The following is a 26,185-nucleotide window of genomic DNA, read 5'->3' as shown; positions in this document are numbered from 1 at the left end:
AAGCAAAATGCCCGCGAAATTATTCCGCCGTTTTTTCTTCCTCCTTCTCCTGCTGCATGTAAGGCAGAAGCTGCTCATAAGCAGCCCTGCCCAGATAGCGCTTGATGGAACGCTCCGGCGTTTTGAAAATGTCCACCAGAATCAGGCAGTCCAGCACGTCGCCAAAATGCTTATCCACGCTGAAGGAAAGAATTTTGCCGTTCAATTTCAAATATTGGCGGAGCAATACGGGAATGCCCCTGCCGTCTTCCTCTATATCAGCCACCAACTGGGACAGGCCCTGGGCATCTGCCAGACCCAGAGGGAGGATGCATGATTCCGACCTCTTCAGGTCCGCTTTGCGGGGCGGATTGTAGGCTTTTACCTCATGCACCAGCACGGGCTCCATTTCATGCGCCTTCAGATAGGAGACGATAAGGGCCCGGGAAAGGTTGGTGTAATCACGGGAAATGCTGACCGTGCCGAACAGGTAGCGGTAATGGTGGTTGCGGGCCATGAACTGGCCGATTCCCTCCCAAATAAAACCAAGAGCCAGAGGCCTTTTCTGGTATTCCGGGACAATGAAGGCGCGCCCCATCTCCAGAGAACGGCCCAAGACCCGCAAGGCTGCGGGGGAAAAGGAAAAGTATTCCCCGTTGTACAACCCTTTCACACCGTAGCGGGCGAGGATTTTGTCCGTTTCCCCCATACGGTAGGCGCCTACGATTTTCCGGTGCGTTCTGTCCCACAGGAACAGGTGCTTGTAATGGTTGTCGTACGTATCCAGGTCGCACGCCTTGCCGGAACCTTCCCCTACCTGGCGGAAGGTATATTCCCGCAAACGCCCTATTTCAATAAGGATATTGGGGATTTGCAGGGCATCCGCCACGTACACGTCCCAATCTCCATTTTCCTGACGGGCATGCAGGCACTCCGGGGGCAGCGCGTCAATTTCCGCCTGCATGTCCTGCACGGAAACGGGGGAGATCAGCGCGGCCATCTTTGCCTTCCGGTCTTTTTTGTGCACATGGGGGCGGCGGCTCTTTTCATAACTCTTGCCCAGCAGGTAAGTGCGCAGGCGGAGATGGGAGACCATAGCTTCATCGGAATCATACTGCCCAAGCTGGCTGAATGGAATGGGCTTGCCCACCACGATGCGGTGCGTCCGGCGGCCGTCGCGTCCCACTTCCCGGGGAAGGAACGCCACGCGCGCCTTGCGGTTAATCAGGGAAATTCCCTGGAACAAAAGACTGTTGCGGCCCGGAAAATATACGGGCACCACCGTCGCCTTCGTCATCCGGATAATGGCGCCGATATTCGCGTTCCAAGGATCGTCCGTCACCCTCTTGTGGGTCAGGGAAAAACTGGAAGCCGTGCCGGCGGGGAAAATGCCCAGAACGCCGCCCTTACGCAGCCAGGAAATCATCTTGCGCATGCCGGAAAGGTTCTTGCGCTTGGCGTTCTCATCCTCATACACATCCACTTTGATGAGCCAGGGATCCAGTTCCCGGCACAGGGAAAGCTGCTCATTGGCCAAAATACGGACGTCTTCCCTCACGCGGGTCAGCAGCTCCCCGAACATGATGCCGTCCGACAAGCCGTGCGGATGATTGGCGACGACGACGACAGGCCCTTTCTTAGGGATATTTTCCAGATCCCCCGGACGCAGCTGCAACTTCAGATTCAAGTACCTGGAAGCAAGCTGAAAGAAATTTTCCTGAGAACCGGATTCCTTGTCGCGCACGATCTTGTCGTACGCCTTGTTCAGGCGTTCCAGGCCCAGCAGCTTTTCGGCGGACGCGGCCACCAGGGCAGGCAGACGCGTATTCTCGTCCAAAATGTCTCTGATATCCACCATTTTCGGGTGTTTGAGCTGGGCCATGCCCCGCTGTATAACGGATTTACAGGAAAAAGTGAAACTCTTTTTGCAACGCCCTCCGGAACGCAGTCTTGATTTCCAAGGGACGCAAAGCTATAATCCAAGCGGCTTTAGCCCCCATTTCCAACTCAGAAGACACTCATGCATCCAGCCATCGCCATTGACGGTCCCGCCGCCTCCGGAAAATCTACCGTCGCTAAGCTCATCGCGGACCGCCTCGGTTATACGTTCATCAACACCGGGGCCATGTACCGGGCCGTCACCTGGTACATGCTGGAACAGGGCATCAACCCCGCGGATACGGCGGCCGTGCAGGAATCCCTGCCGTCCGTGCCCCTCTCTTTCGGCAAGGACGGCAGCCGGTCCGTAGTTCTGTGCGGGCAGCGCGTGCTGGGAGAAGAACTCACAAAACAGCAGGTCAACGACCACGTTTCCACCATCGCGGCCATTCCGGAAGTGCGCGCCCTGCTGGTGGAACGGCAGCGGGAATACAACCGCCGGGAACCTGTCGTGATGGAAGGCAGGGACATAGGCACCGTGGTTTTTCCGGATACGCCGTTCAAGTACTTCGTCACCGCCTCCGAGGAAGTGAGGGCCGCGCGCCGCGCCGCAGAAGGCCTGACGGACTCCATCGCGGAACGGGACCGCAAGGACTCCTCCCGCGCTACCGCCCCGCTGGCGCAGGCGCCGGACGCTCTGCTGGTGGATACGTCAGACATGACGATTGACCAGGTCGTCCGTTTCATCACCGACAACATCCAACAAAAACTCTCCTCCAGATGAACTCTTTCTACTGGGTTTTCTACACGCTCTTCAAAAGCATTTCCAAAGCTTTCTTCTCCTGGAAAGTCGTCAACCGGGAAAAACTTATCGAAGACGGCCCCGTGCTCATCGTCAGCAATCACCAGAGCTTTCTGGACCCGCCCATGCTGGGCATTTCTTATGAGGACGGCATCTATTTTTTCGCACGCAAGACGCTGTTCCAGGGTATTTTCAAATGGGCCCTCCCCCTCTGCCAGGCTATCCCCATTGACCAGGAAAACCCGGATGCCGCCAGCCTCAAGCACGTGATACGCCTGCTGAAATCCGGCAAGCGCGTACTTGTGTTTCCGGAAGGCTCCCGCACGCCGGATGGTGAAATCCATGACGGCATGGGGGGAATCGGCCTCATCCTGAGCAAAACGAAAGTTCCCGTGCAGCCCCTGCGCATCAGCGGCGCGTATGAAGCATTTCCCATCGGCGCCCGGTTTCCCAAACTCCGTCCCGTCACGGTCACGGTGGGAGACCCCATCCCTTTCACGCCGGCGGAACTCAACGCCAGAGGAAAAGATGCGTACCAGCACCTGACGGACAGAATCATGGACGCCATCCGCTCCCTTCCTGCGGAATAACCCCTTTCCCAGCCCCATGATCTCCAGGCTGAAATTAATGGACTTCCGTTGCTACGGAAGCTTCTCCTGGCAGATCCCGCAGCAGGGGGCTATCATCCTGGGAGACAACGCCCGGGGAAAAACCAGCCTGCTGGAAGCCGTTTGCTTCCTGCTGCGCCTGCAATCCCCGCGCACGGCCCGGACCGGGCCGCTGGCCTCCCACGGAAAACAATCCTTCGGCATCCGCGGAGAGCTTCCGGGACAAATCCGGCGCATCCTGTGGGCGCCGAACGCCCCGGACCTCCGCGTCAACGGAGAGCCCCGCAAAGACCAGCGCAGCTACCTGGCGGACAGCTATCCCGTGGTATGGATGGGGAATGACGACCTTTCCCTGGTGCAGGCCGGCGCGGATGCCCGCCGGAAATACATGGACTTTCTGGGCAGCCAGTGGCACCCAGGCTACAGACTGGCCCTGTTCAGCTACCGCCGGGCGCTGAAAACGCGCAATTACCTGCTCAAGCACAGGCACCGGGACAAACTCCAGCTGGACGCCTACACGCGCCAGCTGGCCTTGCACGGCACGGAACTGAGAAACCTGCGCGCCCATCTGCTGGCGCTCCTGGCGCCCCATATCGCCCTGGCCTACCGCAATATCGGTGGAAGGCAGGAACAGGTCTCCATCGCTTACCGCGCCTCGGAGGAAGGAGACCTGTATGAACGGCTGTGCGCCTCCATGGACCGGGACATCCGGTACGGGCAAACCCAGAACGGCCCCCACCGGGATGACCTGGACATCACGCTGAACGGAAGAAACGCCGCTCAATTCGCCTCCGAAGGGCAGCAGCGCACCACCGCCATCTCCATGAAGCTGGCGCAGTCTTCCCTCCTGACGGAAGAAACGGGACATACGCCCATCCATCTGATTGACGATGTCTTTGGGGAGCTTGACCCCACGCGCCGGATAGCCTTTCTGCAGTCGCTTCCAGAGGACGCGCAGAGCCTCATCACCACCACCCATCTGGACTGGCTACACGATGCTCCTTGCCCCCTGCCTGCCTTCCGGCTGGAGAATGGAACACTTGCCCCCCTCTGAAAAAGCGCGGACAGGAACAATGAACAGGCGTCCGCCTGCGGCCATTTCCAGAGCGCTATTCCTTCACCCATACATTCAGGATTTCCACAATATACATCTTATGGAAATCCCCGGCGGCATACCACTCCGGCACAATGGTTTTATCCAGAAAAGCTTCCGGTTTGAGAGGCTCCGCGTACAGCTTGCGGCACTCCAGCACCAGGCGCGCTTCCGTAAAACTTACATTGCCGTTCTCCGTTACATATGGCGTCAGGCCGGAGGCGGCCACCTTGTCCGTATCCCGTCCGCTCGTTGTTCCGCACACGGTCAAAGCCTTATGGTACTCATGGCTGAAAAAGGAAAGCGTCAGCTCGTCCCCGGCCTCAATAAAACGGAAAGTATGGCGCTGGGGACGGATAACTACAAACGCCACGGGCTTCTTCCACATGAACCCCAACCCGCCCCAGCTGGCCGTCATCATGTTGAAATGCTCCGGGGAACCCGCCGTCACCAGCATCCAGTCGTCCCCAATCAATTGCACGGCATTATCCTGAATCTCTTTTGGTTCAATCTTCTTCATCATCGTCTCCAACGTTCGTTCACAACCTATCCTACACCCCTCCGTCCATATGTCAAAGCTGTGGAGCGGCAGGGATGACGCGGGAAGGCAATCTCCCGCCCCGCCGGGAGCGCCCTCCGTTTGGAGTTGCATTTCCTCAACGGCGGCCCTAGCATTTCCGGGATGAATCATACCGCGCTGGAAGACAAGCTGGGTTACCGTTTCAACAATCCGGATCTGCTCGTTCAGGCCCTTACCCATCCCAGCACGGACAGCAAGCCGGAAACGCGCCGGGCGTATGAACGGCTGGAATTCCTGGGAGACGCCATCCTGCAACTGGCCGTCACGCAATATCTTTACCACCACATGCCCCAATCCCCGGAAGGGGAACTGACCCAGCTGCGCGCCCGAACCGTCAGCCGCGCCAATCTGGGTAAATACGGCTTTATCCTGGGGCTGGACAAGTACATTGCTCTGGGGAAGGGGGAGGAACGGGCCGGCGGACGAGGCAAAAATTCCATCATCGCCAACACATTTGAATCCGTCTTCGGAGCCATGTCCCTGGATTCCGACTATGAAACGGCCAAGGCCGTGGCCCTGCGCGTCCTCCATGAAGCTCTGGATTCCGCAGCCAGCCATCCCAAGGAAATCAACCCCAAAGGGGAACTCCAAGCCATTCTTCAGGACATCCTGCCCGAAACTCCTTCCTATAAGACGGAAGAAAAAGGGCCGAGAGACGCTGAAAACCGTTTTGAATCCCGCGTTTTCTGGCATGGTCACGCCATTGGCGCCGGTTCCGGGGCCAGCAAGAGAAAGGCGGAGGTAGCCGCCGCCGCAGACGCCCTGGCCGCCAGGGCATGGCTCCGCATGACCTTGTAACCGCCAAAGGAGGACGGGTGTCTATTTTGTCACCCTTAAGCCTTAGACACTCCTGCGGCTGGTTTGATAGACAGAAGCCGTCTCCGCAAGAAAGAACCTTCCCCGGAAGACCTTCCCACAGACAAACCAGCCATGGAAAACCAATGAAGACCTATACTCTCCCCGTCATCGGCATCATGACTTTCGGAGCCTCCGCCTTTGCCGCGGCCGCGTCCTCTACAGGAAACGCTCTGCCGACCCACGGCAGCTTTTCCGCCTGCAAATGGCTCAGCGACCGTTTCAAGTGGTTCAACGCGGAACGGGATCATAAAAATCCTTACATCCAGGAATTCAACGTTTCCCTCCGCATGCAGTACAGCCTGGACTGGATTGACCCGAACGGCGAAAACCGCGTGATGGGCGAAAAGGAAGGCAACGGCCGCCGCTTCAACGATGAATGGCGCCGCTTCCGCGCCGGGTTCAACATGAAGTTCCTGAATAACTTCAAACTCAACAACGTCTGGAACATCGGCGACATGGACGGCCTGGAAAGCTACAATGCGAAAGCCAACACATGGAACGCCTCCGACCAGACCTGCTCCCTTTACGAATTGAATCTGGAATACAACGGAGGCCCCGTCACCTATGCCATCGGCAAAATAAAGCCGCGCATCACCGGGGAATACCGAACGTCCTCCTCCGCCATTCTGACCATGGAACGTTCCATGCTGGTCAACCAGCTCCGCCCGGAAACCAATTACGGACTCCAGGTGAACAATTCCGACAAAAAGGACAAACTCGGCTGGGCCGCAGGCGTCTGGCTGAACGGCAACGGAAGCGCCGGGACCGGCACGTCCAACAACCGCATTGAACCCGCTTTCAACTCCCAGGACAACTGCTTCATCACCGGCACGCTGAGCTATGACACGTCCAACAACGTTTTCCTGAAGAAAAGCCGTCTGTGGCTGGATTACGCCCACAATTTCACCAAGTGGAGGAACGACGCCCAAAACAAGGCGTATAAAAAACTGACCGGCTACGGCTTCAAATCCAAATACCAGGGCACCGGAGCCAGGGACGTGGTAGCCCTGACATGGGAAGGCTCCCAGGGGAATTTCTCCCTGATGACCGAAGTCATGGCCGGCTTCAACGTCATCGGCATGAAGGCGGGGGCTGAAAACGTCTTCGGCGTGACCGTCATGCCGTCCTACAAGTTCACCCCCCACTGGGAAGGAGTGGTCCGCTACCAGATGGCGGCAGGCAGCAACGCCGTAAAATGGGAAAAACGCTATACGCAGAACTCCACTTATTCCGGCACCTCCGACTGCATGCAGGCCCTGTACCTGGGCGTCAACTACTACATTTTCGAATGCAGCCCGAACATGGCCAAGATCATGGCGGGCATCGAATACGCCCATTCCAACGGCACGGACGCCAGCCGGCAGAAAGGCTTTACCGGATGGAGCTACAATATCGCTTTCCGCACCAACTTCTAAGAAAGTGAGGCACGAGACCGCATATTAGGTTTCACGGGCAGGATAAACGACATGGAGTAAAATCCGCTTCATCCTGCCTTTTTTCCTGAAAATCACAACCGGATATCCGGTAACGCTTTCGATTTCAAAGAAATCAGCTTGGGCAGGGCCGTGTATTCGCGGCCTTTTTTCATCAGGCCGCCGGTGCTCACCAGATTCTGGAGTTTTTCGTAAATCCTCAGCCTCAGGATTTCCTCCCCGCCCAAGGACATGTGCTTTTCCTTCATCACGACAACGGCACGCTGAAAAATGTCATTGAATTCCAGCATGCCCGCTTCATGAAGAATGAGAATAAGCTCATCAGTCACCAAATCCGGTGTCTTGCGCGAGGAATGTGATTTCCTATCCTCCAGCATGATGATAGGACATTATCATGACACACTTCCAGCCGTCAAGTTGATAAAATCTGCGTCATTTCCCGCCGGCATATGGCTCCAAGAGCATCCAAGGCGGCTGGCCCGATCAGAGATGAGGCTCTGCTCTGGAAACCGGAAACGAGCTGCCGACTCTCCTCACAGGAGGATTGCTTATCCGGAGGGGGAAATTTTTCTGCAAGAAAAGGGAGAAGGGAGCTCGTATTATCTGCAGTCCGGGCAATACGGAGCCTGTTGCAGATATGAAAGGAAATAAATGGTCCATTTTCAGGTTAGGTGCAGCCGTAGCTGTTTTTTTCAGCCCTTTTCCCCTGCAGGCCGGAGAATTCACATTGATGAGCTATAACGTAAAGAACGGCACCGGCATGGACGGCAGGAGGGATTATGACCGCACGGCCCGGGTAATCGCAGCGGAAAAACCGGATGTCGCTGCCCTCCAGGAGCTGGACCAGGGAACCATAAGGAGCGGAGGCAGGGATACCCTGCAGGAATTGGCCGCAAGGACAACGTTGACGGGTACCTATGCCAAGGCCATTGATTATTCAGGCGGTTCCTATGGAGTAGGCATTTTATCCAGGGAAAAGCCTCTGAGCGTCAGACGGATTCCTTTGCCCGGCAGGGAGGAGGCCCGTGTGCTGTTGATGGCCGAGTTCAGGGATTACTGGTTTTGCGTCACGCATTTGTCCCTGACCAAGGAAGACAGCAGCGCTTCCATTGATATAATTGCCGCCCTGGCCGCAAAATGCAGCAAGCCCTTTTTTATTGCAGGGGATTTCAATTTAACGCCGGATTCGGAGCCGATAACCCGGATGAAGAAATATTTCATCCTGCTGAGCGATCCGGCCCAAAAAACGTTTCCCGCCGGGCATCCGAAGGAATGCATTGATTACATCTGGATGTACAGGGGAAAAAAGACGGAGGCGTTCCATGTGAAGGAACGCAGGGTGATTGAAGCCCCCGCCGCCTCCGACCACCGCCCGGTTAAAGTGACGGTCAGCTATTGACATGATGTTTCCGGCCCGTCAACGGGTAGCCCGCGGGGCATTGACGCCGCCCACCAGCAGCACGATTTCCCCCCTGGGGGCGCGTTCCGCAAATTCCGCCGCCAGCCGGGAAGCCGAACCGCGATGATAAGTTTCAAAGGTTTTTGTCAGTTCCCTGGCTACGCAGACGGGAATATCCGGATCCAGCGCCGCCAGAGCCTGCACGGTTTTGACGATGCGATGGGGGGATTCATAAAAAATACTGGTATGGGAAGCTTCCGCCGCCGTTTGGAGCACGGCGTTTTTTTTCCCGGATTTGACGGGCAGAAAGCCGCCGAAGAAGAAGGCGTCCGTAGGCAGTCCGGATCCCACCAGAGCCGTCACCACGGCGGATGGTCCGGGAAGGACGGTGAAGCTTATTCCCTTTTCCTTGAGCGTCTGAATGAGACGGTAGCCCGGATCGCTCACGCCAGGCATGCCCGCATCACTGATCACGGCAAAGCTTTCCCCGCCGGCCGCGCGCGCCGCAATTTCCCCGGCGCGCGGCTGCTCATTGTGGTCATGCATGCTTATCAGCGGTTTGCGGATTTCATAATGGGAAAGCAGAAGGCCGGAATGGCGGGTGTCTTCACACGCAATGACATCCACCTTGCGCAGCACGTCCAGCGCCCGCAGAGTGATGTCCGCCCGGTTGCCGATAGGCACCGGAACAAAATAAACGCTGTATTCCACTTCCTCCATAAGCACAAATTTTCCTGAACCGGGCGGGGTTAGCCATTGGTAAGGGTTTCCGCAATGGAAGTAGCCACCAGACGGGCCGCATAGGAAAGGGCATTCGTGCGGGCCGACTGAATGTTGCCCTGGTCAAAGAATTGACCTACTTCCTCCGCAGAGCCGGCATACAGGATTTCCTGCGTTTTGGCGTCCACCACACGGTATTTGACAGCCAGGCGCAACCCAAGTTCCGTACTCTTGTAGGTGTCTTCCCGGCTGGAGCGCAACTGGTCGAAGGTGATGGAGTACACTTCCCCCTCCACCCGGATATCCGCATCCGTTCCGGAGCTCAACCGGTAGGTGCCGTCCCGTTGCAGTTCATCCGCCAGCGCGCCGGTCACCAGCGTGGCGGCGCGGGGTTCCAAAGAGTTGTTGGCAAAGAGGCATACCTTGACGGTCCGGGCCAGTTCCAGCCTGGGCGGCTTGGTGCCGCCGAGCTGGTAGCCGCAAGAGCCGACCAACAGGCAAAAAACGGGCAGAAAGAGTTTGAAAACGTTCCGGATACGGTTCATGAGGACGGAGAATTCCTGTTATCTGCTGGTCACGCGCAGTTCTTTCAGGCGGGCCTTCGCCCTGGCGGCGGCGGCGGGATTGATGCTGCCCCTGGAGACTACTTCCTGGTAGCAGAAGATGGCCGCATCCGTATCTTTCATCTTGGTCAGGTAGTATTCCGCCACTTCCAGCTGCTGGGCCACCAGCTCACGCTTCATGGCCGCCAGATCGGCGCGGGCCGCTCCTGCCCGGGCGCTGTTGGGATAACGCTGAAGGTAATCTTCATAAGCTTCCTGGGCGCGGGCCACATTGACGTGGTTGCGGTCACCGTCCGCAGCGGCCTGGCGATACAGGGTGGCAATCTGGAGCTGGGCCGTGGGGGCCAGCGGAGAGTTGGGGTAATTGTCCACCAGGTTCTGGTATGCTTCAATGGCCTCCTTCATCCGGCCGCGGGCGGCCAGATAATTGCCCAGCACGTTCATGGCCTGCGGGGCGGTAGGGGCGTACGGAGCATTGTCCCGCACATGCTTCAGCCATTCCGTGACGTTCGTGGGATCCATCCTGACGTCAAACATCCACAGCACGCGGTTGGTCAGCGCGCCGCTCGCAGCGCCGAAGGCCATTTCCTTCTGCCGGGCCATGGCCTGCCTGTACAGGGGGCTGTCCGGATGACGGTCTATGAGCTTCTGGTACTGGTCAAACGCATCCGCGGGTTCCTTGCGGGCCTCATGAAGCTCCGCCATTCTGAACCGGGCCTGGGGAGCTTCCCTGGAAAGGGGGTGCTTTTCCACCACGCGCCTGTATTTCTTAATGGCCCCGGAGAGATCATTCTTCGCTTCCTTTGCCCTGGCTTCCTGCATCAGGACAATCGCCTGCTGATCCACCATGCGGACGGTTCCGGGGGGGGGAGGCGCCTCCGAAGAGCATTGGCACAAAGCCAGCGTCCCGGAAACGGCAGCCATCATGAGAAGCAGTTTTTTCACATTCATGATTTTACAGCAGAAAAAGAGGGCGCGTCAATCCGGCGAACGCAGATTGACGCGCAAAAGGAGTTAATGGCCCTTGCCGTACACGGCCTCGGCATCAAAAACGACGCCTCCGTCCGCTTCACGCAGCGTGACGGGTGCCCCCTGGGGCTGGGCTTTCAGTTCATCTCCGAACGGAACGGAACGGTAAAAGCAGGAGTGGTGCCCTGTGTGGCAAGCGCCGGCGCCGCACTGATCCACCAGCACAATCAGGGCATCCTGGTCGCAGTCCACCAGAATTTGCTTCACTTTTTGCACGTGGCCGCTGGTCGCGCCCTTATGCCAGATTTCCTGGCGGCTGCGGGAATAGTAAACGGCTTCCCCCAGTTCCATGGTCATGCGCAGGGATTCCGCATTCATATAGGCCAGCATCAGCGGTTCATGGGTAACATGGTCCATGGCGAGGGCCGGGATCAGGCCGTTCTGGTCAAATTTGGGGGCGAATTCCACGCCTTTTTCCACATTCACCTTGCCGCGGTCGGCAAAGACAATCCGGGATGAGATGTCGTTTTGTTCCATAACCGGCCCCCTTAGTACATGAAATATCCGACATATACCAATCTTTTCTGTTGCCCTGACGCAACGAAATGTTTTCATAGGAGCATATGGCATTTACGGCATCCCAAGCGTTCGACCTGCTGCGCACCGCCTTCTCCCGCAACCGGCTTCCCCATGCCCTGCTCATTGTGGGAGACGAACACCAGGGAGCCTCCCGCCTGATCCTGCAATTGCTGGAGCTGATGAACGGCATCCGGGCAGACCACCTGGACAGTGTGAGGGACGAGTATTGCCGGCTGGTGCGCCCCAAGTCCAAGTCGCGCCGCATCCTGCGGGATGATATCCGGGCCGTGGAACCCTTTTTGCAACAGCGCGCGGCGGAGGGGAAATGGAAGATAGCCGTGTTCATGGATGCGGAGCGGATGAATGACGAGGCCGCCAACGCTTTCCTGAAAACCCTGGAGGAACCGCCCGGACAGTGTCTGCTCATTTTGTCCACCTCCCAGCCGGACCAGCTCCTTCAGACGATTATTTCCCGCTGCGTGCGCGTCAATCTGCTGCAATCCGGGGAATTCAGGCTCACCCCCATTCAGGAGGCCCTGCTCCCGCACTGGCTGGAGACCTGCCGCAATCTGAATAATGACCTGGCAGCACTGGCCTTCCGCAGCAGGTTCATGGACGTCATGGCGGAAGCCAAGGCCGCCATCACCAAAAACCTGAACCAGGCTCTGAAAGATGAAGCCAGGGAAGCGGCCCAGGGTACGGACGCCTCCGACTGGGAGGCCCGCAATAAGGACGCGAACGCCGCCCAGATAGAGACGGAATACCTGGAACAGCGCAATCAGGCCCTGGAATTGCTCATCAGCTGGTTCGGACAGGCAGCCCTGATTGCCTCCGGAGCCCCGGGAGTCACTCCGATTCATCCGGAGGTGCGCACGCTGGCCGCCCAGATGCCCGTGAACGAATTGCTGAAGCGCATGGAGGCCCTCAACAGGCTCCGTGATGATTTGAATTTCAATATTCACGAAGCCCTGGCCCTGGATGTCCACCTGCTGGCGGCCGTCGGGTCCTGCTGACCGAACAACCCCGCCTGCCACCGTTGGGCCGCGCCCCGCACCGGAAAAGGCGCAGAAGGTCAGTATTCTTGCTTTTCCTTCCGGAGCAGGGGCGCCATGATTTCCTCATAGGCTCGGAATTTCTGCTCATACGTCAGCCGCGCCGCCGCCGGACTGGTGGAAGGCATTTGAATGACGGAAAGCGTTTCCCGAAGGAACAACTCGGGAAAATACCGTTTAAGGTATTTATGGGAAGCGGTGCCGTTGCAGCAGACCACGCCGATGCCCGGGAAGCGATCCAGCAGGGCCGCAATATCGTTGGGCCGTTCCTGGGAGATGTGCTGGTCCAGGCTGCCGGGCCTGACGCCGGAGGCCACTACGTCCCACAGCCCCACCCCGCCCCGGTTGAGCAGGGACAGGCGTTCCTCATATGGCAGGGAGGGATCAAAGCCCAGAAGGGCACCCATGATTTTCCAGAACGCGTTGCGGGGATGAGCGTAATACTGGGCCTGACGCAGGGATTCGTCCCCCGGCAGGGAACCGAGCACCAGCACGGAACAGTCCGGGGAGACGGAAGGAGGGAAGGAGCATTTTTTCACGGCTGGAAACGGTCAGGGGTTCTGCATGCCGGAATGCCGGCGCACTTCCTTCATACTCACTTCCTGCCGGAGCAGGGAGGACAGCCACGGGTGGCTTCCCACGGAGGGGGCCAGGTTGAACCGCTCCGGTCTGGTGATGCGCGTGAAAATGACGCGCCTGATTCGGGATTTGGGCACCGTCCTGACTCCGTAACCGTCCGGAATGTTGGAGGACCAGAACGTTACCTGCTCCCCTCCGTCCTTCACCAGGACGGTCAGATGGCCGGATTCCCGGCGCCCGATGCGGTCCGTCCAGAAAATTTTCATAAAGTCTCCGGGGCGGGCCTTTCTCCAGTCCTCAAAGTTGATGCCGGCCCCCAGTCTGTGCACCAGGACGGCCATGCCGGGGCCATTGGCGTTCGCCCATCCCCACGGCCCTTCCCCGTCATGCTGGCCGAGGCGGGGGATGAGGGCCAGCCACGCGCGTTCGGAGATAACGGGCCGCGGCTGTGCAGAGTCCCATATCTCCAAAGATTTCAAAAGGAGCAGGTAGCAGGCGGAGGAACAGAAGGAGGGCGCGGCGTTACGGAGAAGAAAAACGGGACGACGCGCGCGGGGGTCCCAGCGGCAGGTTTTCTCCACCAAGGCCTGCATGGCTTCCCTGCTTGTCTGGTAGCCGCCGCCGTTCCGGAATTGAGAAAGCCCGGTCCGCAGGGCCCGGTACCAGGAAGCCGCCCCCGAAGACGCGGCGCTCCCCCGCCCCGTGGAAGACAGGTCCGCAGCCGCGGCTGCGGAACACAGCAATCCGAGACAACAAATCAATGTCAGGGCATTCCTCATCCTTGCCCCGCAGGGTATATGGACAGCGGAAAATATCAAGGGCGGATTGCGTACGGAGCTGTACGAAAAGGAAAGAAGGCCATAGCCTTTTCCCCGGAATTCCTGTTGTTTTGTCTGGACTTATCTTCCGGCGTCCCGTACTGTGCGTCAGGTCACGCGCCGGGTATGCGGAGCGGAGAGGCAACGCACCTTGGGCGGACCTTGTTTCCGGCATTTATTTTTAACCACCACGGACCACATAGAGGCATCATACCATGGCAAAACGCGAAGATATCCGCAAAATCCTCATTATCGGCTCAGGCCCCATCATCATCGGCCAGGCCTGCGAGTTCGACTACTCCGGCACCCAGGCCTGCAAGGCCCTCCGCGCCGAAGGTTACGACGTCGTTCTGGTGAATTCCAACCCCGCCACCATTATGACGGACCCCGGCATGGCGGACCACACCTACATTGAGCCTCTGACCGTGGACCGCATCACGGCCGTGATTGAGAAGGAACGCCCGGATGCCCTGCTGCCCAACCTGGGCGGCCAGACGGCCCTGAACCTGGCTTCCAAGCTGCATGAGGAAGGCATCCTGAAACAGTATGGCGTGGAAGTCATCGGCGTGGACCTGGAAGCCATCGCCCGCGGCGAAGACCGCATCATTTTCAAGGAAACCATGGACAGGATCGGCGTGCCGGTCGCCAAGTCCGAACCCGTCTATTCCGTGGAGGAAGCTGAAAAGGTGGCCGCTGAACTGGGCTACCCCGTCGTGCTGCGCCCCGCCTACACCATGGGCGGCACGGGCGGCGGCATCGTTTATAACGTGGAGGAACTGCGCCAGGTGGTCCCCCGCGGCCTGGCCGCCTCCCTCATCAACCAGGTGCTGGTGGAAGAATGCGTGCTGGGATGGGAGGAACTGGAACTGGAAGTCGTCCGCGACGCCAAGGGACAGAAGATTACCGTTTGCTTTATTGAGAACGTGGATCCCATGGGCGTGCACACCGGAGACAGCTTCTGCGTGGCGCCCATGCTGACCGTTCCGCAGGAAGTGCAGGACAAGCTTCAGGATTATTCCTACCGCATTCTGGACGCCATCGGCGTCACGGGAGGGACAAACGTGCAGTTCGCCCACAACCGGGAAGACAACCGCATCATCGTTATTGAAATCAACCCCCGTACGTCCCGTTCCTCCGCCCTGGCTTCCAAGGCCACCGGCTTCCCTATCGCCTCCGTCTCCACCAAGCTGGCTTCCGGCGTCACGATGGACGAACTTCCCTACTGGCGCAAAGGCTCTCTGGAAAAATACGAACCTTACGGCGACTATGTAGTCGTGAAGTTCGCACGCTGGGCCTTTGAAAAATTCCCCAAGGCGGCCGACAAGCTGGGCACCCAGATGAAAGCCGTGGGCGAAGTAATGAGCATCGGGCAGAACTTCAAGGAAGCTTTTCAGAAGGCTGTACGCTCTCTGGAAATCGGGCGCGCCGGCCTGGGCCGCGTGAAAAAGCTGGAAGCCCTCTCCACCCCGGAATTGCGAGAAAAAATCACCTACGGCAACAGCGAACGCTTTTTCCAGATTTATGAACTCCTGCGCCGCGGCGTGACCGTGGGGGAAATAGTTAAGCTGACCCGCATCACTCCGTACTTCATTGAACAGATGAAGGAACTGGCGGACTTTGACTTTTCCCTGGACGGGCAGGACTGGGATTCCCTTTCCGCGGAAACCCTGCGCCAGGCCAAGGAAATGGGCTTTTCCGACAAATACCTGGCCCAGATTTTCGGAGTGCCTGAAAAGGCCGTCCGTGGCCGCCGGCAAAAAGACGGCATCACGGCCACCTTCCGCATCGTGCCTGTCAGCGGCGTGGAACACGCGGAATACTACTACTCCACTTACAGCGGCGCGGCGGACGAAGTTCCCGTGAACGACAAAAAGAAAATCATGATTCTGGGCGGCGGTCCCAACCGCATCGGCCAGGGCATCGAATTCGACTACACCTGCGTGCATGCCGCCTTCACCCTGCGCGACCACGGATATGAATCCATCATGGTGAACTGCAACCCGGAAACGGTTTCTACGGACTTTGACACGGCCAACAAGCTGTACTTTGAACCCGTGACCGTGGAAGACGTGCTGGCTATTTACGAGAAGGAAAAGCCGGAAGGCGTCATCGTCCAGTTTGGCGGCCAGACCCCGCTTAACATCGCCCAGGCCCTCAAGGACGCCGGCGTGAAAATCATGGGAACCCAGCCAGAAGGCATCCGCCTGGCGGAAGACCGCGAATATTTCCGTGAACGCATGATTGCCCTGAATATCCGCCAGCCGGAAAGCGGCACAGCCCGTTCCCTGGAGGAAGCCGTGGAACTGGGGCGCCGCATCGGCTACCCGGTCATGGTGCGCCCCTCCTTCGTGCTGGGCGGTCGCGGCATGGAAGTCATTTACGATGAAGAAAACCTGAAGCGCTACGGCGTGGAGGCCATCCAGGTCAGCCCGGAATATCCCATGCTGATTGACCGTTTTCTGGACAATGCCATTGAAGCGGAAGTGGATGCGCTGGCCGACGGCACGGACACTTTTGTAGCCACGGTCATGGAACATATTGAGCTGGCCGGCATCCATTCCGGAGACTCCGCCTGCGCCATCCCTCCCGTGACAATCGCGCCCAAGCACATCCGCACCATTGAGGAACATGCCGCCAAAATCGCCCAGGACTTCCAGGTAAAGGGTATTCTGAACGTGCAGTTCGCCATCTGCAATGATGAGGTTTACATCATTGAGGCCAACCCCCGCGCCTCCCGCACGGTGCCTATCGTCTCCAAGGTAACGGGAATCTCCCTGGCGCGCTACGCCACGGAAATCATGCTGGGCAGGAAACTCAAGGAGCTGGGCCTGAAGCCGCGCGCCTGCCGTTTCATCGGCGTGAAGGAAGCCGTTTTCCCCTTCAACATGTTCCCGGAAGTGGACCCCGTACTGGGGCCGGAAATGCGCGCCACGGGCGAAGTCATGGGCATTGCGGACAACTTCGGCATGGCCTACTACAAGGCCCAGGAAGCTGCGGGCTGCATTCTGCCTACCGCCGGCAAGGTGCTCGTCACGGTTTCCGACCGGGATAAGAAGTTCATCGAACCCATTGCCCGGGATCTGATTTCCCTGGGCTTTACGATCGTCTCCACCGGCGGCACCGCAGAATACCTGCGCGGCCAGGGCGTGGAAACGGAAGTGGTCAACAAGCTGCATGAAGGACGCCCGAATCTGGGCGACATGATCACCAACAAGCAGATCGACCTGATTATCAACACTCCGGTGGACCGCACCAGTATGATTGACGATTCTTTCATCCGCATGCAGTCCATTCAGAAGAAGATTCCGTACATGACCACCATCGCCGCAGCCAGGGCTACGGTGGAGGGCATCCGTTCCGCCCAACACGTGAAGGTATCACCCCGTTCCCTCCAGGAATACCATTCCTGAACGGGAAATATCCATTCTATTTGAACAATGCCCCGCATGGACCCTGCGGGGCATTGTTCATCATCAGGCTAACGTAAAAACGAGAAATTGGAGAAACTCCTCTCTTCTTCCCCGCGCCGCAGGCATAAATCACATTCCCGCTATTTCCGCACAAATCAGCGTGGCGTTATCCTGGTCAGCGGAGTTTTCGCGGCTAATACCGCCCAGGATGGAACATACCAGTTCCGCTGCGGGAAGCATGGATAAATAAAGTATTCGCGCCGGCTCCAGGGATTGCAGATAAGACTCTACCCCGTCACTGGCGACCAGAAGACGGTCTCCGGGAACCAGCGGGAAGCAATCCTCCCGCAAATCCACCAAAGGAATTTCCTCCCCCATCAGGGCAGAGGTCAAAAAATTCCGGGAAGGATGGTTCAAAGCTTCCTCCCGGCTGATAATCCCTTCATCCGCCATTTGGTCCAGTTCAGAGGAATACTGATGCAGCTCATTAAGCAGCAATATCTTTTCTTTCCGGATGAGTAGAAGAAGGGAATCCCCCACGCTGGCCCAACGTAGCCCATCCTTCCCTATCCAGGCCGCTACCAGCGTCGTTCCCATTTCTTCATCCTTTCCTCCTTTTTTCCGGACAGCGCATACCTGTTCATTCGCGGCGTCCACCGCGGACTTCATTCTTTCTCCGGGAGTGGGGAATTCCCGTTTAAACGCCTTGGAAAATCCTTCCACGGCCGCACGGCTGGCCAGTTCTCCGCCAGTATACCCTCCCATGCCGTCCGCCAATACCAGCAACAGGGAATCATCCCCGGTCAGAATGGAAAAGGAATCCTGCTGGTTTTCGCGGGCGCCCAGAATTTGGTCTCCACACAATCCGGAAACTTGAAAAGACCCTTGATAAAAAGACTGCTGCATCATGATAATGAAATACTATACTACAGCACAGCCGCCGGAATAAAGAAAGAATGTCAAAAAAACCTGACTGGATTTCTGGAATGCTTTTTCCAGAAGCCATGAATGAACGCCGCATCCTCAGCAGCTCCCCAGATACACCACAGTTTCATTCGGAACCGTAACGCGTCCCTCCGTTTCAAACCGGTCAAACAACCTTTCCAGGGCGTCCAGCCAGGAGGACCGCTCTTCCCCTCCCTCCGTCAGGGCATAGGAGGCGGACATCATGCGGCGGAGATACTGCTCCCGCGTGTAGGACAAATCATTTGGGAAGCGGAATACCCGGAAACGGTGGTTGAAAAACGCTCCAATGCTGTCCGTCAACGTCGCCAGGCCGCCACTGAATCCATCAAAGCGCGGACAGTAAAGACGGTGGATATCCCCTTCCTCCCGGACAACGGGACTGTCTTCCACCCTGGAGTTCCAAATCAGGGCGACCCTGCCGCCTCCGGATAAAATACGGCGGCATTCCCTCTTGAACGCGGCGGCGTCAAACCAGTGGAATGACTGCGCCGCCGTCACCAGATCCACCGAAGCTCCGGGGAGCCCGGTGCGCTCCGCCGTTCCCTTCACGGAATGAAAACGGGGAAAAGCGGCCAGCCGTCTCTCCGCTTCCTCCTTGCCCGGTGACCGTCATGCAGAAAGGCAGGCGGGAAAGATTGCGTTCCCTGCTCATTCCCCGGTGACATGGGCGGAGCAGCCCCTACAGATGGCTTTACAAGTCCTTCATGAACTTTTAGTATCCGGCTCAGGCCCGCCTTTCCCGGATTGCGTCCTGACTACGGGAAAAACGAACATCTGCGGGTTTCATTTTTCAGACAGCGCCGCCCATGTTCGGATATTACAGACTTGCCTCCGCCGTCCCCCAGCTCCGCGTGGCTGATGTGGACTACAATGTCAACCAACTTACGGAGGGATTCCGGAAAGCCGCGGAACAGCAGGCGGCGGCCGTCGTTTTCCCGGAACTGTGCATTACGGGCTATTCCTGTGGAGACCTTTTTTTCCAGCCGAACCTGAGGAAAGCGGCCCTGGACGGTCTGCTCCGCTTTGCGGAAGCCACGGAAGGCTCCGGCACGATTGCCGTGGTGGGCCTGCCTTTCCTTCATGAAGACGCCCTGTACAATACGGCGGCGATAGTTCAGTCCGGCCGCATTCTGGCGCTGGTGCCCAAAACCGTGCTCCCCAACTACCGGGAATTCTACGAAAAGCGTCAATTCACCTCCGGCAAGGAATTGGGTACAGGGGTGAAGGACGTCACAGTCAATGGGATGCGTATCCCGTTCGGGACGGGAATCGTTTTTCATGAAGAATCCTCTCCCTTCAATTTTGGCGTGGAAATATGCGAAGACCTGTGGAGCGTCATTCCTCCCAGTTCCCAACTGGCTCTTCTGGGGGCCAGAGCCATTCTCAACCCTTCCGCAGGAACGGAACTCACCGGTAAGGCAGCATACAGGAGGGAACTGGTCAGACAGCAGAGCGGCAGATGCCTCTGCGCCTATGTCCTTTCCTCCGCAGGTGTGCATGAATCCACCACGGACACCGTATTCGGCGGCCATTCCCTCATTGCGGACAACGGCAGGCCAGCAGCGGAGGGGGAACGGTTCTGCAGGGAAAGTACCCTCATCTTTGCGGACGTGGATTTTGAACGGCTGGAGGCGGCGCGCCTCTCTGAAAGCTCCTTCAATGACAGCAAATCCCTTTTCCCCGCCGGGAACGCCCTGCATCTGGTCCTGCCGGAACAGGTTCCCGGAGCGCCCGGCCTGGAATACGCTTTCAACCCGGCGCGGCCCTTCCTGCCTTCTCCGTCCCGCCGACGGGAACGGTGTGAGGAAATCATCTCCATCCAAACGGCAGGTCTGGCCAAAAGAATGGAACATACCTGCGCGCAACGGCTCGTCATCGGCATCTCCGGCGGGCTGGACTCCACACTGGCCCTGCTCATCAGCGCCCGCGCCTGCCGGGCGCTGAAGCGGCCGGCCTCGGACATTCTGGCCGTGACGATGCCCGGCTTCGGCACCACGGACAGAACCCATGACAATGCCGTGACCATGTGCCGCCTTCTGGGCGTGGAACTCCGGGAAATCCCCATCTCGGAATGCTGCCTCCGGCACTTCGCCGACATCGGGCACGACCCCGCCGAACGCACCACCACTTATGAAAACGTCCAGGCCCGCGAACGCACGCAAATTCTGATGGATCTGGCCAATAAAATCGGGGGGCTGGTCGTGGGAACAGGGGACCTGTCGGAAATTGCTCTGGGATGGAGCACCTACAATGGGGACCACATGTCCATGTACGCGGTCAACTGCTCCATTCCGAAGACGCTGATACGCTGCCTCATTGAACACATCGCGGAAGGATCATCCCCGGAACTGGCCGCAACCCTTGCGGACATCAACAGCACCCCTGTCAGCCCGGAACTCCTGCCGCCGTCGGACGACGGCACCATTGAACAGAAAACGGAAGACGTGCTTGGGCCTTACGACCTGCACGACTTTTTCCTCTTCCACTTCATCAAATACGGGGCGGAACCGGATAAAATCCTGTACCTGGCGGAACATGCCTTCCGCGGCGAATTTCAGCCGGACTTCATCCGCCGCTGCCTCGGCATCTTCATCTGCCGTTTCTTCCGCCAGCAATTCAAGCGCAGCTGCATGCCGGACGGCCCCAAGGTGGGCACTATTTCCCTTTCCCCGCGCGGGGACTGGCGCATGCCTTCCGACGCCTGCGGGACCGTGTGGGAAAAAGCCATCCCCTGCCGCTAAACCCTCCTCCCGGAAAGCTGCGGAACCGGCTTTTCCCGGAACCCGGCAAGGATGCCAAAGGCTGCATCAATGCCCGGGGGCCAGCTTCAACCCGATAATGCCTATCAGAAGGAAGGAGGCCGCCAGCATGCGCCAGATATTGGTGGAATCCCCGAACCACAGAATGCCAATCAGGAACGTTCCCAGCGCGCCAATGCCGGTCCACACCGCATAAGCAGTGCCGATGGGGATGCTCCGCTGGGCAAGCCACAAAAGAAAACCGCTCAGAACCATGCTGAAAACGGAGCAGGCGATGCAGGCGGCGAATTTGCCGGGCCCTGTGCCGGGCGTTTGAGAAAGTTTGAAACCCAGAGGCCACCCGATCTCGCAGAGACCGGCCAACACCAGATAAATCCAGGACATATATTGAAACGGGAAATCACCTTCCGTTCGCCGGCCTTCCCGAACGGAAAAAGCTCCAAGGGCAACGGATGCCTTGCAGAATATCTGCCCGGCGTTTCCGATCAAGGCAATAATTTTTTATGACCCCGTATGAAATACGGACGCACACTGTTTCACCGGCTTTAGGAAAATGGTTCTTCTTCTTTCAAACCGTCTCAAACATTTTTGAGACGGAAACCGCAGCCCTGTGATACTGGCGCCGTTATGGCTATTCATTATTCACTTGCCGCCATCATTCTGACCGGAACATGGCTTCCACGGGAATCGCGGCCACTACATGGACAAGCGCCACCGCCACGCTCTCCCCACATCCCGGTACCTGTGCGCCGGATGGTCTTTCTGCCTGGGAGAAGCAGAGTCAAGGCTTGTCACGACCAGCATGCCGCATTCTCAACCAATGGATACGGAAGCACAGCTAACGTCCATTGATTTCAATTTAAGAGAGGTTGGAAAAGACGAGGCGGTATCCAAAACATTATCGGCAAACCGGACAACACCACTTTTACTGGGATTCATCCTTTCCAAAAATATCATCTTCAAAGAGTTACTTCAAAATCCATTCCACCTGTACGCTGCTCCTCCCGCCTTTGAGGCTATCAGGCAATAAAGTCCGACCTTCTTTCTTCCATAACGCTCCGCTACGGAAAGAAGCAATTCAATTCCCCCCCCGGAAACACCTCCGGGAGGGAAAAACGTATTGGCCGGCTTTCCTCTATTTGAGGACAGGAGCTTTTTTGCCGGGAGCCAGCCCCGCATCCTTCCCGTCCGTCAGCCATTCAATGGTAATGGGAACAAACTTCAGCTTTTTAATATGCTCCTGGTTCTCCTCATAAAGCACCCCGACGACGCCGGGTTCCACCATGGCGAGGCTGGAATAGGCAAAACCTCCCTCGCCCAGCAGTTTTTTCACCGGCCAGGTCTTGCCGTTGTCATAGCTCATGGCCACCTGTCCCTTAATGCGCCGACCCGCGCTGGGGCCGGAAAACAGGATGCGGCTTTTGCCGCCGTAAACAGGCTGGTTGCTCAGGGAATACGTCATCAGGGAATTCTGGGTACTGTCGCAGAACAGCTCCGGAGCGTCCTCCACCTGCCCCCAGGTCTCCCCGCCATCCTGGGACCACGCGATGCGGCGGCATTTGCCGGCGCCCCAATGGCGCGCAACCATCACCACGCCGCCGTTATCCGTTTCCGCAATGGACGTCTCATTCACCATGCCTTTCATATTGGCAGTCGGCTGGCTCAGCTTCCAGCTCTTGCCGCCGTCATCGCTGTAAATGCAGGAAATCACCCATTTGCCGAACGGCCCTTCATTCATCGGAATCACCAGACGCCCCCTGTGGGCGCCGCTCTTCAGCTGGGTGCCCGCATTGGGGCCGGACGCCATAATATCCACTCCGGAAGGCCGCTTGGTCGTCTTCGTAATCTCCTGCGGATTCGTCCAGGAGGAACCTCCGTTCCTGCTCTGGATCATGAAATTGCGAATGCACTTTTCATCATCCCATCCGTCCGGGATATTGGGCTGCCGTTCCTTGACGCCGGCAGGATAACGCTGGAACACGACAGTCACGGTTTTGGTTTTGGCGTCATAAACAGGGCACGGATTATTAAACGTGGCTCCATGAGCCTTGGCAATCGCCCGGGGCCGGGACCAGGTCTTCCCGCCATTCTTGCTGACGCTCATGATAATATCATTCTCCCCCTGGTCGGTATTCTTGTACCGCCCTTCGGCGAATGCCAGAAGCTGGCCCTTGCCGATACTGAGCAGAGCGGGAATGCGGATGGAGGCATAGGGATTGCCCTCCCCGGTGCTGAATACGGTCACAGCCCTGTCCGTAGGGAAATCGCTTTTCTTTTCCTGCCCGAACGCCGGCAATGCCACGGCGCATACGGCACTCATCAAACACTTGAATACGGAATTCATCATCTCTTCCACCCTATTCCATTTTCCCCTTCCGCACAACAACCATGTCATGCATGTGCGCAAAAACCAGAGAAAAAGGAGTACGGAAGAGGAACGCGCGGCAGAAACGCGATACCGCCGCCGGGAAACGCCGGAAGACTTCGGCTCAAAGCTCAAACGCGACGGCAGAGAACGTCCTCATCCGGATACGGCAACCCGGAAAAGCGTCCGCCGGAACCGGGAAATATCCGGGAACGTGAAATCGGCTGAAAAAAATCCCTGCCGCAACGCCAAAACCATTCCACACATCAACCGCCCAGCCTTTTTCCTGACGGACTGTCTGCCTATTTACTCATCAAGAGAAAAATGGTGAAAGAAGAAGAAAACGAAACCTGTATCTTGTAACATCACAGAATCACCTGCTTCCCGCACTGTCATGAACCGAATCCTTCCATTATTATCCCTGCCCCTGCTGTCGCTCGCAGCGGCCTTTGCCGCCAACACACCGGAACACATCGGCAACGACCTCAAACTATTCAAAGACTCCTCCTGCACCTCCCTGAAGCCGGATGTCAAAGACACCTCCGCTTTTCAGTCGGACGCGATGAAGGAACTCGCAGACAAAATTCTGGCAGGCCATTACAAGCCGGACTACCTGTATGCCGAATACCGGGCTCTTCCCTCACCGCGCCAGACGGGGAAAAATCTCAGAATCGGCGACGGATTCAGCAAATACGACAACATGACGGGCGTCTATCTGGAAAAGGGGAAACATATCGTCCTGGTCGGCAAGACAGAGGGGCAGGAAATCAGCCTCCTGCTGCCGAACCTGATGCGCAAGCCGGCCGAAGGAGTGCAGCCCACAAAAGACCCCAATGGCTGGGGATTGCACAAAAAGCAAATTCCGCTCAAGGAAGGAATCAACATCATTGACGTGGAAACGCCCGCCAACGCCTATATCAGCTACTTCTCCGAAAACGCCGGCAAAGCCCCGAAAATCCCCGTCCACTTCGTGACCGGCAAAGCCAACGGCTACTTTGACACCACCCGGGGCGACACCAACAAAGATTGGGTTCGCCTGCTTGACCAGGCCGTCTCTCCGATCATGGATGCCCGGGGAAAATACATCCAGGTTGCCTACCCCGTAGAATTCCTGAAAAAATTTACCAAAGACCGCGGAACCGAACTCATCAACGCCTACGACAAGCTCATCGGCATCCAATACCAGCTGATGGGCCTGGATAAATACGGCAAAATCCCGAAAAACCGCGTCCTGGCCCGCGTGAACTTCAACTACTACATGTTCCGCGACGGAGACGGAGTCGCCTACCTCGGAAACGACGGGACAATGCGCATGGTCACCGACCCTGAAAACGTTCTCAAGGGAGACGCCTGCTGGGGACTCTCCCACGAAGTAGGGCACGTCATGCAAATGCGCCCGATGACCTGGGGCGGCATGACGGAAGTCAGCAACAACATCTTTTCCCTGCAAGCCGCAGCCAAAACAGGCAATGAAAGCCGCCTGAAGCGCCAGGGCAGCTACAACAAGGCGCGTAAGGAAATCATCGAAGGGGAAATCGCCTACCTGCAATCCAAGGACGTTTTCAACAAGCTGGTTCCCCTGTGGCAACTCCATCTTTACTTTACCAAAAACGGACACCCCGACTTCTATCCTGACGTCATGGAGTACCTGCGCAACAACGCGGGGAACTACGGAGGAAACGACACCGTCAAATACCAGTTCGAATTCGTCAAGGCATGCTGTGACGTCACAAAAACCGACCTGACGGACTTCTTTGAGAAATGGGGATTCTTCAAGCCCGGAAAATTCCACATTGGCGACTATGCCCAATACGACTTTAACGTCACCCCCGAAATGGCGGCGGAAACGAAAAAATGGATTGCCGGCAAAGGCTACCCGAAACCTGAAACCGACATCACCGAATTAAGCGAGTAACGAGATTCGGCAATCCCGACAATTCCTTTTAATCATCAAATATGCTGCGAACGGGTAAGAAAAACAGGAACCCAAGTTTAATTCTTTTGAAAGTATTTTTGATGATGGAAGCTTATTAAGAGCTTAAACTCCCTCACCAAGGGTGGAATCATTGCTGATTCCACCCTTTTTCTAGAATTTAGGTGTAAATGGATAATTCGCCTATAGTTCCGTGGGAAACAGAGCCAATACTCTCATCGGTAACTCCTCATACCTTCCCGATCATGCAAAATGGAATGACGACGTATTCACATTTGGCCTTAAAGCCGATTGGAACATCAAAGTCACCGACAAGACCACATTGACGCTGTTCATTGGGATTGATTACATCCATAGAGCGCAAAGAAGCTTCACCGAAACATATTCCAACGGCAACCGCCAATACAAGGATGAAAACATGCAGACATGGAGCGTTCCGGTAGGTATTACAGTCAAAAAGTAAGTATCAATCGAAGAAGGACAGCTTCTTCTTCCTGAATTGACAGTCTCTATGTCAGCGATGTATCCAAAAAAAATCCTTCGGTCAAATCCACTATCTACGGTATCGACAACAAACATGAAGGAAGCAATCTTGACAGAAGCACTTTATAGTTAAAGCTGTAACCAACTTAATATCAATTAGAACTAGAGCATAAAAGCATTCTACACTCTGAAAATCAGAAGCAGCCGGTGAATCAATCTGCCTCACTTTCGGCAAGGTACAGCTTCTCATTGCATCCAATAATAGTCATAAAGAAATGGAACTGGCAATGGTTCCATCCTTTTTCATTTCTACGCCCCCATTACAAATCATACAGGGTACGGCAAACGACACTGTACCC

At 57.0% G+C, this 26,185-nt stretch carries 26 protein-coding genes; 13 read left to right on the top strand and 13 right to left on the bottom strand.

Annotated elements, in window-relative coordinates; all coding sequences use genetic code 11:
- Positions 1-19 precede the first annotated feature (19 nt).
- Positions 20-1,861, bottom strand: coding sequence for a lysophospholipid acyltransferase family protein (locus CI070_RS12055; protein ID WP_094136845.1), 1,842 nt, complete (start codon positions 1,859-1,861; stop codon positions 20-22).
- 138 nt (positions 1,862-1,999) lie between these two features.
- Between CI070_RS12055 and cmk the strand changes: the two genes are divergently transcribed.
- Genes cmk through recF form a run of 3 tightly spaced genes read left to right on the top strand, consistent with a single transcriptional unit; the run spans position 2,000 to position 4,321 of the window.
- Positions 2,000-2,641 carry a (d)CMP kinase gene (gene cmk / locus CI070_RS12050; protein ID WP_094136844.1) on the top strand — a complete coding sequence of 214 codons (642 nt, stop codon included), beginning with the start codon at positions 2,000-2,002 and terminating at the stop codon, positions 2,639-2,641.
- Positions 2,638-3,249 carry a lysophospholipid acyltransferase family protein gene (locus tag CI070_RS12045; RefSeq protein ID WP_094136843.1) on the top strand — a complete coding sequence of 204 codons (612 nt, stop codon included), beginning with the start codon at positions 2,638-2,640 and terminating at the stop codon, positions 3,247-3,249. Before cmk ends, CI070_RS12045 begins: the two co-directional genes overlap by 4 nt.
- A gap of 16 nt (positions 3,250-3,265) precedes the next feature.
- Positions 3,266-4,321 carry a DNA replication/repair protein RecF gene (recF, locus tag CI070_RS12040; protein WP_094136842.1) on the top strand — a complete coding sequence of 352 codons (1,056 nt, stop codon included), beginning with the start codon at positions 3,266-3,268 and terminating at the stop codon, positions 4,319-4,321.
- 55 nt (positions 4,322-4,376) lie between these two features.
- On the opposite strand, the gene CI070_RS12035 is transcribed toward recF, so the two are convergent.
- Entirely contained in the window at positions 4,377-4,880 is a 504-nt protein-coding gene (locus CI070_RS12035) for a flavin reductase (RefSeq protein ID WP_179218500.1), read from the bottom strand.
- A 162-nt stretch (positions 4,881-5,042) separates the two neighbouring features.
- On the opposite strand from CI070_RS12035, the gene rnc reads away from it, so the two are divergent.
- Together rnc and CI070_RS12025 are read left to right on the top strand one after the other, a co-directional pair.
- Positions 5,043-5,738, top strand: a complete 696-nt coding sequence (gene rnc / locus CI070_RS12030; protein ID WP_143245678.1) for a ribonuclease III — start codon at positions 5,043-5,045, stop codon at positions 5,736-5,738.
- A 143-nt stretch (positions 5,739-5,881) separates the two neighbouring features.
- Positions 5,882-7,213: a porin gene (locus CI070_RS12025; protein WP_094136839.1), complete on the top strand. Its 1,332-nt coding sequence runs from the start codon at positions 5,882-5,884 to the stop codon at positions 7,211-7,213.
- 92 nt (positions 7,214-7,305) lie between these two features.
- On the opposite strand, the gene CI070_RS12020 is transcribed toward CI070_RS12025, so the two are convergent.
- Entirely contained in the window at positions 7,306-7,608 is a 303-nt protein-coding gene (locus tag CI070_RS12020; protein WP_094136838.1) for a hypothetical protein, read from the bottom strand.
- A 353-nt stretch (positions 7,609-7,961) separates the two neighbouring features.
- On the opposite strand from CI070_RS12020, the gene CI070_RS12015 reads away from it, so the two are divergent.
- A complete protein-coding gene (locus CI070_RS12015) occupies positions 7,962-8,630 on the top strand; it encodes an endonuclease/exonuclease/phosphatase family protein (RefSeq protein WP_256943574.1) in 669 nt (222 codons plus the stop codon).
- A gap of 18 nt (positions 8,631-8,648) precedes the next feature.
- Here the strand turns inward: CI070_RS12015 and rsmI are convergent, their stop codons facing one another.
- From rsmI to hisI, 4 genes are all read right to left on the bottom strand, one after another.
- A complete protein-coding gene (gene rsmI, locus CI070_RS12010; RefSeq protein ID WP_094136837.1) occupies positions 8,649-9,350 on the bottom strand; it encodes a 16S rRNA (cytidine(1402)-2'-O)-methyltransferase in 702 nt (233 codons plus the stop codon).
- Between the two features lie 29 nt (positions 9,351-9,379).
- Positions 9,380-9,895 (bottom strand): LPS assembly lipoprotein LptE, encoded by a 516-nt coding sequence (lptE, locus tag CI070_RS12005; protein WP_094136836.1) that lies wholly within the window; start codon positions 9,893-9,895, stop codon positions 9,380-9,382.
- An 18-nt stretch (positions 9,896-9,913) separates the two neighbouring features.
- Positions 9,914-10,864 (bottom strand): outer membrane protein assembly factor BamD, encoded by a 951-nt coding sequence (locus CI070_RS12000; RefSeq protein WP_094136835.1) that lies wholly within the window; start codon positions 10,862-10,864, stop codon positions 9,914-9,916.
- A gap of 63 nt (positions 10,865-10,927) precedes the next feature.
- The gene (hisI, locus tag CI070_RS11995) at positions 10,928-11,419 is read right to left on the bottom strand and encodes a phosphoribosyl-AMP cyclohydrolase (RefSeq protein ID WP_094136834.1); all 492 of its coding nucleotides are present in this window, start codon (positions 11,417-11,419) and stop codon (positions 10,928-10,930) included.
- 86 nt (positions 11,420-11,505) lie between these two features.
- On the opposite strand from hisI, the gene CI070_RS11990 reads away from it, so the two are divergent.
- A complete protein-coding gene (locus CI070_RS11990; RefSeq protein ID WP_094136833.1) occupies positions 11,506-12,474 on the top strand; it encodes a DNA polymerase III subunit delta' in 969 nt (322 codons plus the stop codon).
- Positions 12,475-12,533: 59 nt separating this feature from the next.
- On the opposite strand, the gene CI070_RS11985 is transcribed toward CI070_RS11990, so the two are convergent.
- A complete protein-coding gene (locus CI070_RS11985; RefSeq protein WP_094136832.1) occupies positions 12,534-13,052 on the bottom strand; it encodes a DNA-deoxyinosine glycosylase in 519 nt (172 codons plus the stop codon).
- Between the two features lie 12 nt (positions 13,053-13,064).
- Entirely contained in the window at positions 13,065-13,910 is an 846-nt protein-coding gene (locus CI070_RS11980) for a hypothetical protein (protein ID WP_218824901.1), read from the bottom strand.
- Between the two features lie 215 nt (positions 13,911-14,125).
- On the opposite strand from CI070_RS11980, the gene carB reads away from it, so the two are divergent.
- Positions 14,126-17,320 carry a carbamoyl-phosphate synthase large subunit gene (gene carB, locus CI070_RS11975; protein WP_094136830.1) on the top strand — a complete coding sequence of 1,065 codons (3,195 nt, stop codon included), beginning with the start codon at positions 14,126-14,128 and terminating at the stop codon, positions 17,318-17,320.
- 129 nt (positions 17,321-17,449) lie between these two features.
- Here the strand turns inward: carB and CI070_RS11970 are convergent, their stop codons facing one another.
- Together CI070_RS11970 and CI070_RS11965 are read right to left on the bottom strand one after the other, a co-directional pair.
- Positions 17,450-18,229, bottom strand: coding sequence for a PP2C family protein-serine/threonine phosphatase (locus tag CI070_RS11970; protein ID WP_094136829.1), 780 nt, complete (start codon positions 18,227-18,229; stop codon positions 17,450-17,452).
- Between the two features lie 114 nt (positions 18,230-18,343).
- Entirely contained in the window at positions 18,344-18,862 is a 519-nt protein-coding gene (locus CI070_RS11965; protein WP_094136828.1) for a methyltransferase domain-containing protein, read from the bottom strand.
- 230 nt (positions 18,863-19,092) lie between these two features.
- On the opposite strand from CI070_RS11965, the gene CI070_RS11960 reads away from it, so the two are divergent.
- A complete protein-coding gene (locus CI070_RS11960) occupies positions 19,093-21,027 on the top strand; it encodes an NAD(+) synthase (RefSeq protein ID WP_094136827.1) in 1,935 nt (644 codons plus the stop codon).
- 66 nt (positions 21,028-21,093) lie between these two features.
- Here CI070_RS11960 and CI070_RS11955 read toward each other — a convergent pair whose 3' ends face one another.
- On the bottom strand, positions 21,094-21,429 hold the full coding sequence (locus CI070_RS11955) for a DMT family transporter (RefSeq protein WP_094136982.1): 336 nt from the start codon (positions 21,427-21,429) through the stop codon (positions 21,094-21,096).
- A 418-nt stretch (positions 21,430-21,847) separates the two neighbouring features.
- Here CI070_RS11955 and CI070_RS11950 point away from each other — a divergent pair, with 418 nt between their 5' ends.
- Positions 21,848-22,075: a hypothetical protein gene (locus CI070_RS11950; RefSeq protein WP_143246917.1), complete on the top strand. Its 228-nt coding sequence runs from the start codon at positions 21,848-21,850 to the stop codon at positions 22,073-22,075.
- A 105-nt stretch (positions 22,076-22,180) separates the two neighbouring features.
- Here the strand turns inward: CI070_RS11950 and CI070_RS11945 are convergent, their stop codons facing one another.
- Entirely contained in the window at positions 22,181-23,365 is a 1,185-nt protein-coding gene (locus tag CI070_RS11945) for a sialidase family protein (protein ID WP_218824900.1), read from the bottom strand.
- Positions 23,366-23,372: 7 nt separating this feature from the next.
- Between CI070_RS11945 and CI070_RS13700 the strand changes: the two genes are divergently transcribed.
- The 3 genes from CI070_RS13700 to CI070_RS11930 all read left to right on the top strand — a co-directional run bounded on the left by CI070_RS13700 (position 23,373) and on the right by CI070_RS11930 (position 25,806).
- On the top strand, positions 23,373-23,741 hold the full coding sequence (locus tag CI070_RS13700) for a hypothetical protein (protein WP_179219380.1): 369 nt from the start codon (positions 23,373-23,375) through the stop codon (positions 23,739-23,741).
- A gap of 63 nt (positions 23,742-23,804) precedes the next feature.
- A complete protein-coding gene (locus CI070_RS11935; protein WP_094136823.1) occupies positions 23,805-25,325 on the top strand; it encodes a M60 family metallopeptidase in 1,521 nt (506 codons plus the stop codon).
- 211 nt (positions 25,326-25,536) lie between these two features.
- The gene (locus CI070_RS11930) at positions 25,537-25,806 is read left to right on the top strand and encodes an autotransporter domain-containing protein (protein WP_094136822.1); all 270 of its coding nucleotides are present in this window, start codon (positions 25,537-25,539) and stop codon (positions 25,804-25,806) included.
- Positions 25,807-26,185: the final 379 nt, after the last annotated feature.

The sequence above is a fragment of the Akkermansia muciniphila genome, assembly GCF_900184965.1.
GTDB classification, from domain to species: Bacteria; Verrucomicrobiota; Verrucomicrobiia; order Verrucomicrobiales; family Akkermansiaceae; genus Akkermansia; species Akkermansia muciniphila_A.
The sequence above is the reverse complement of the archived record's forward strand: the minus strand, read 5'-3'. Positions and strand labels throughout refer to the sequence as shown.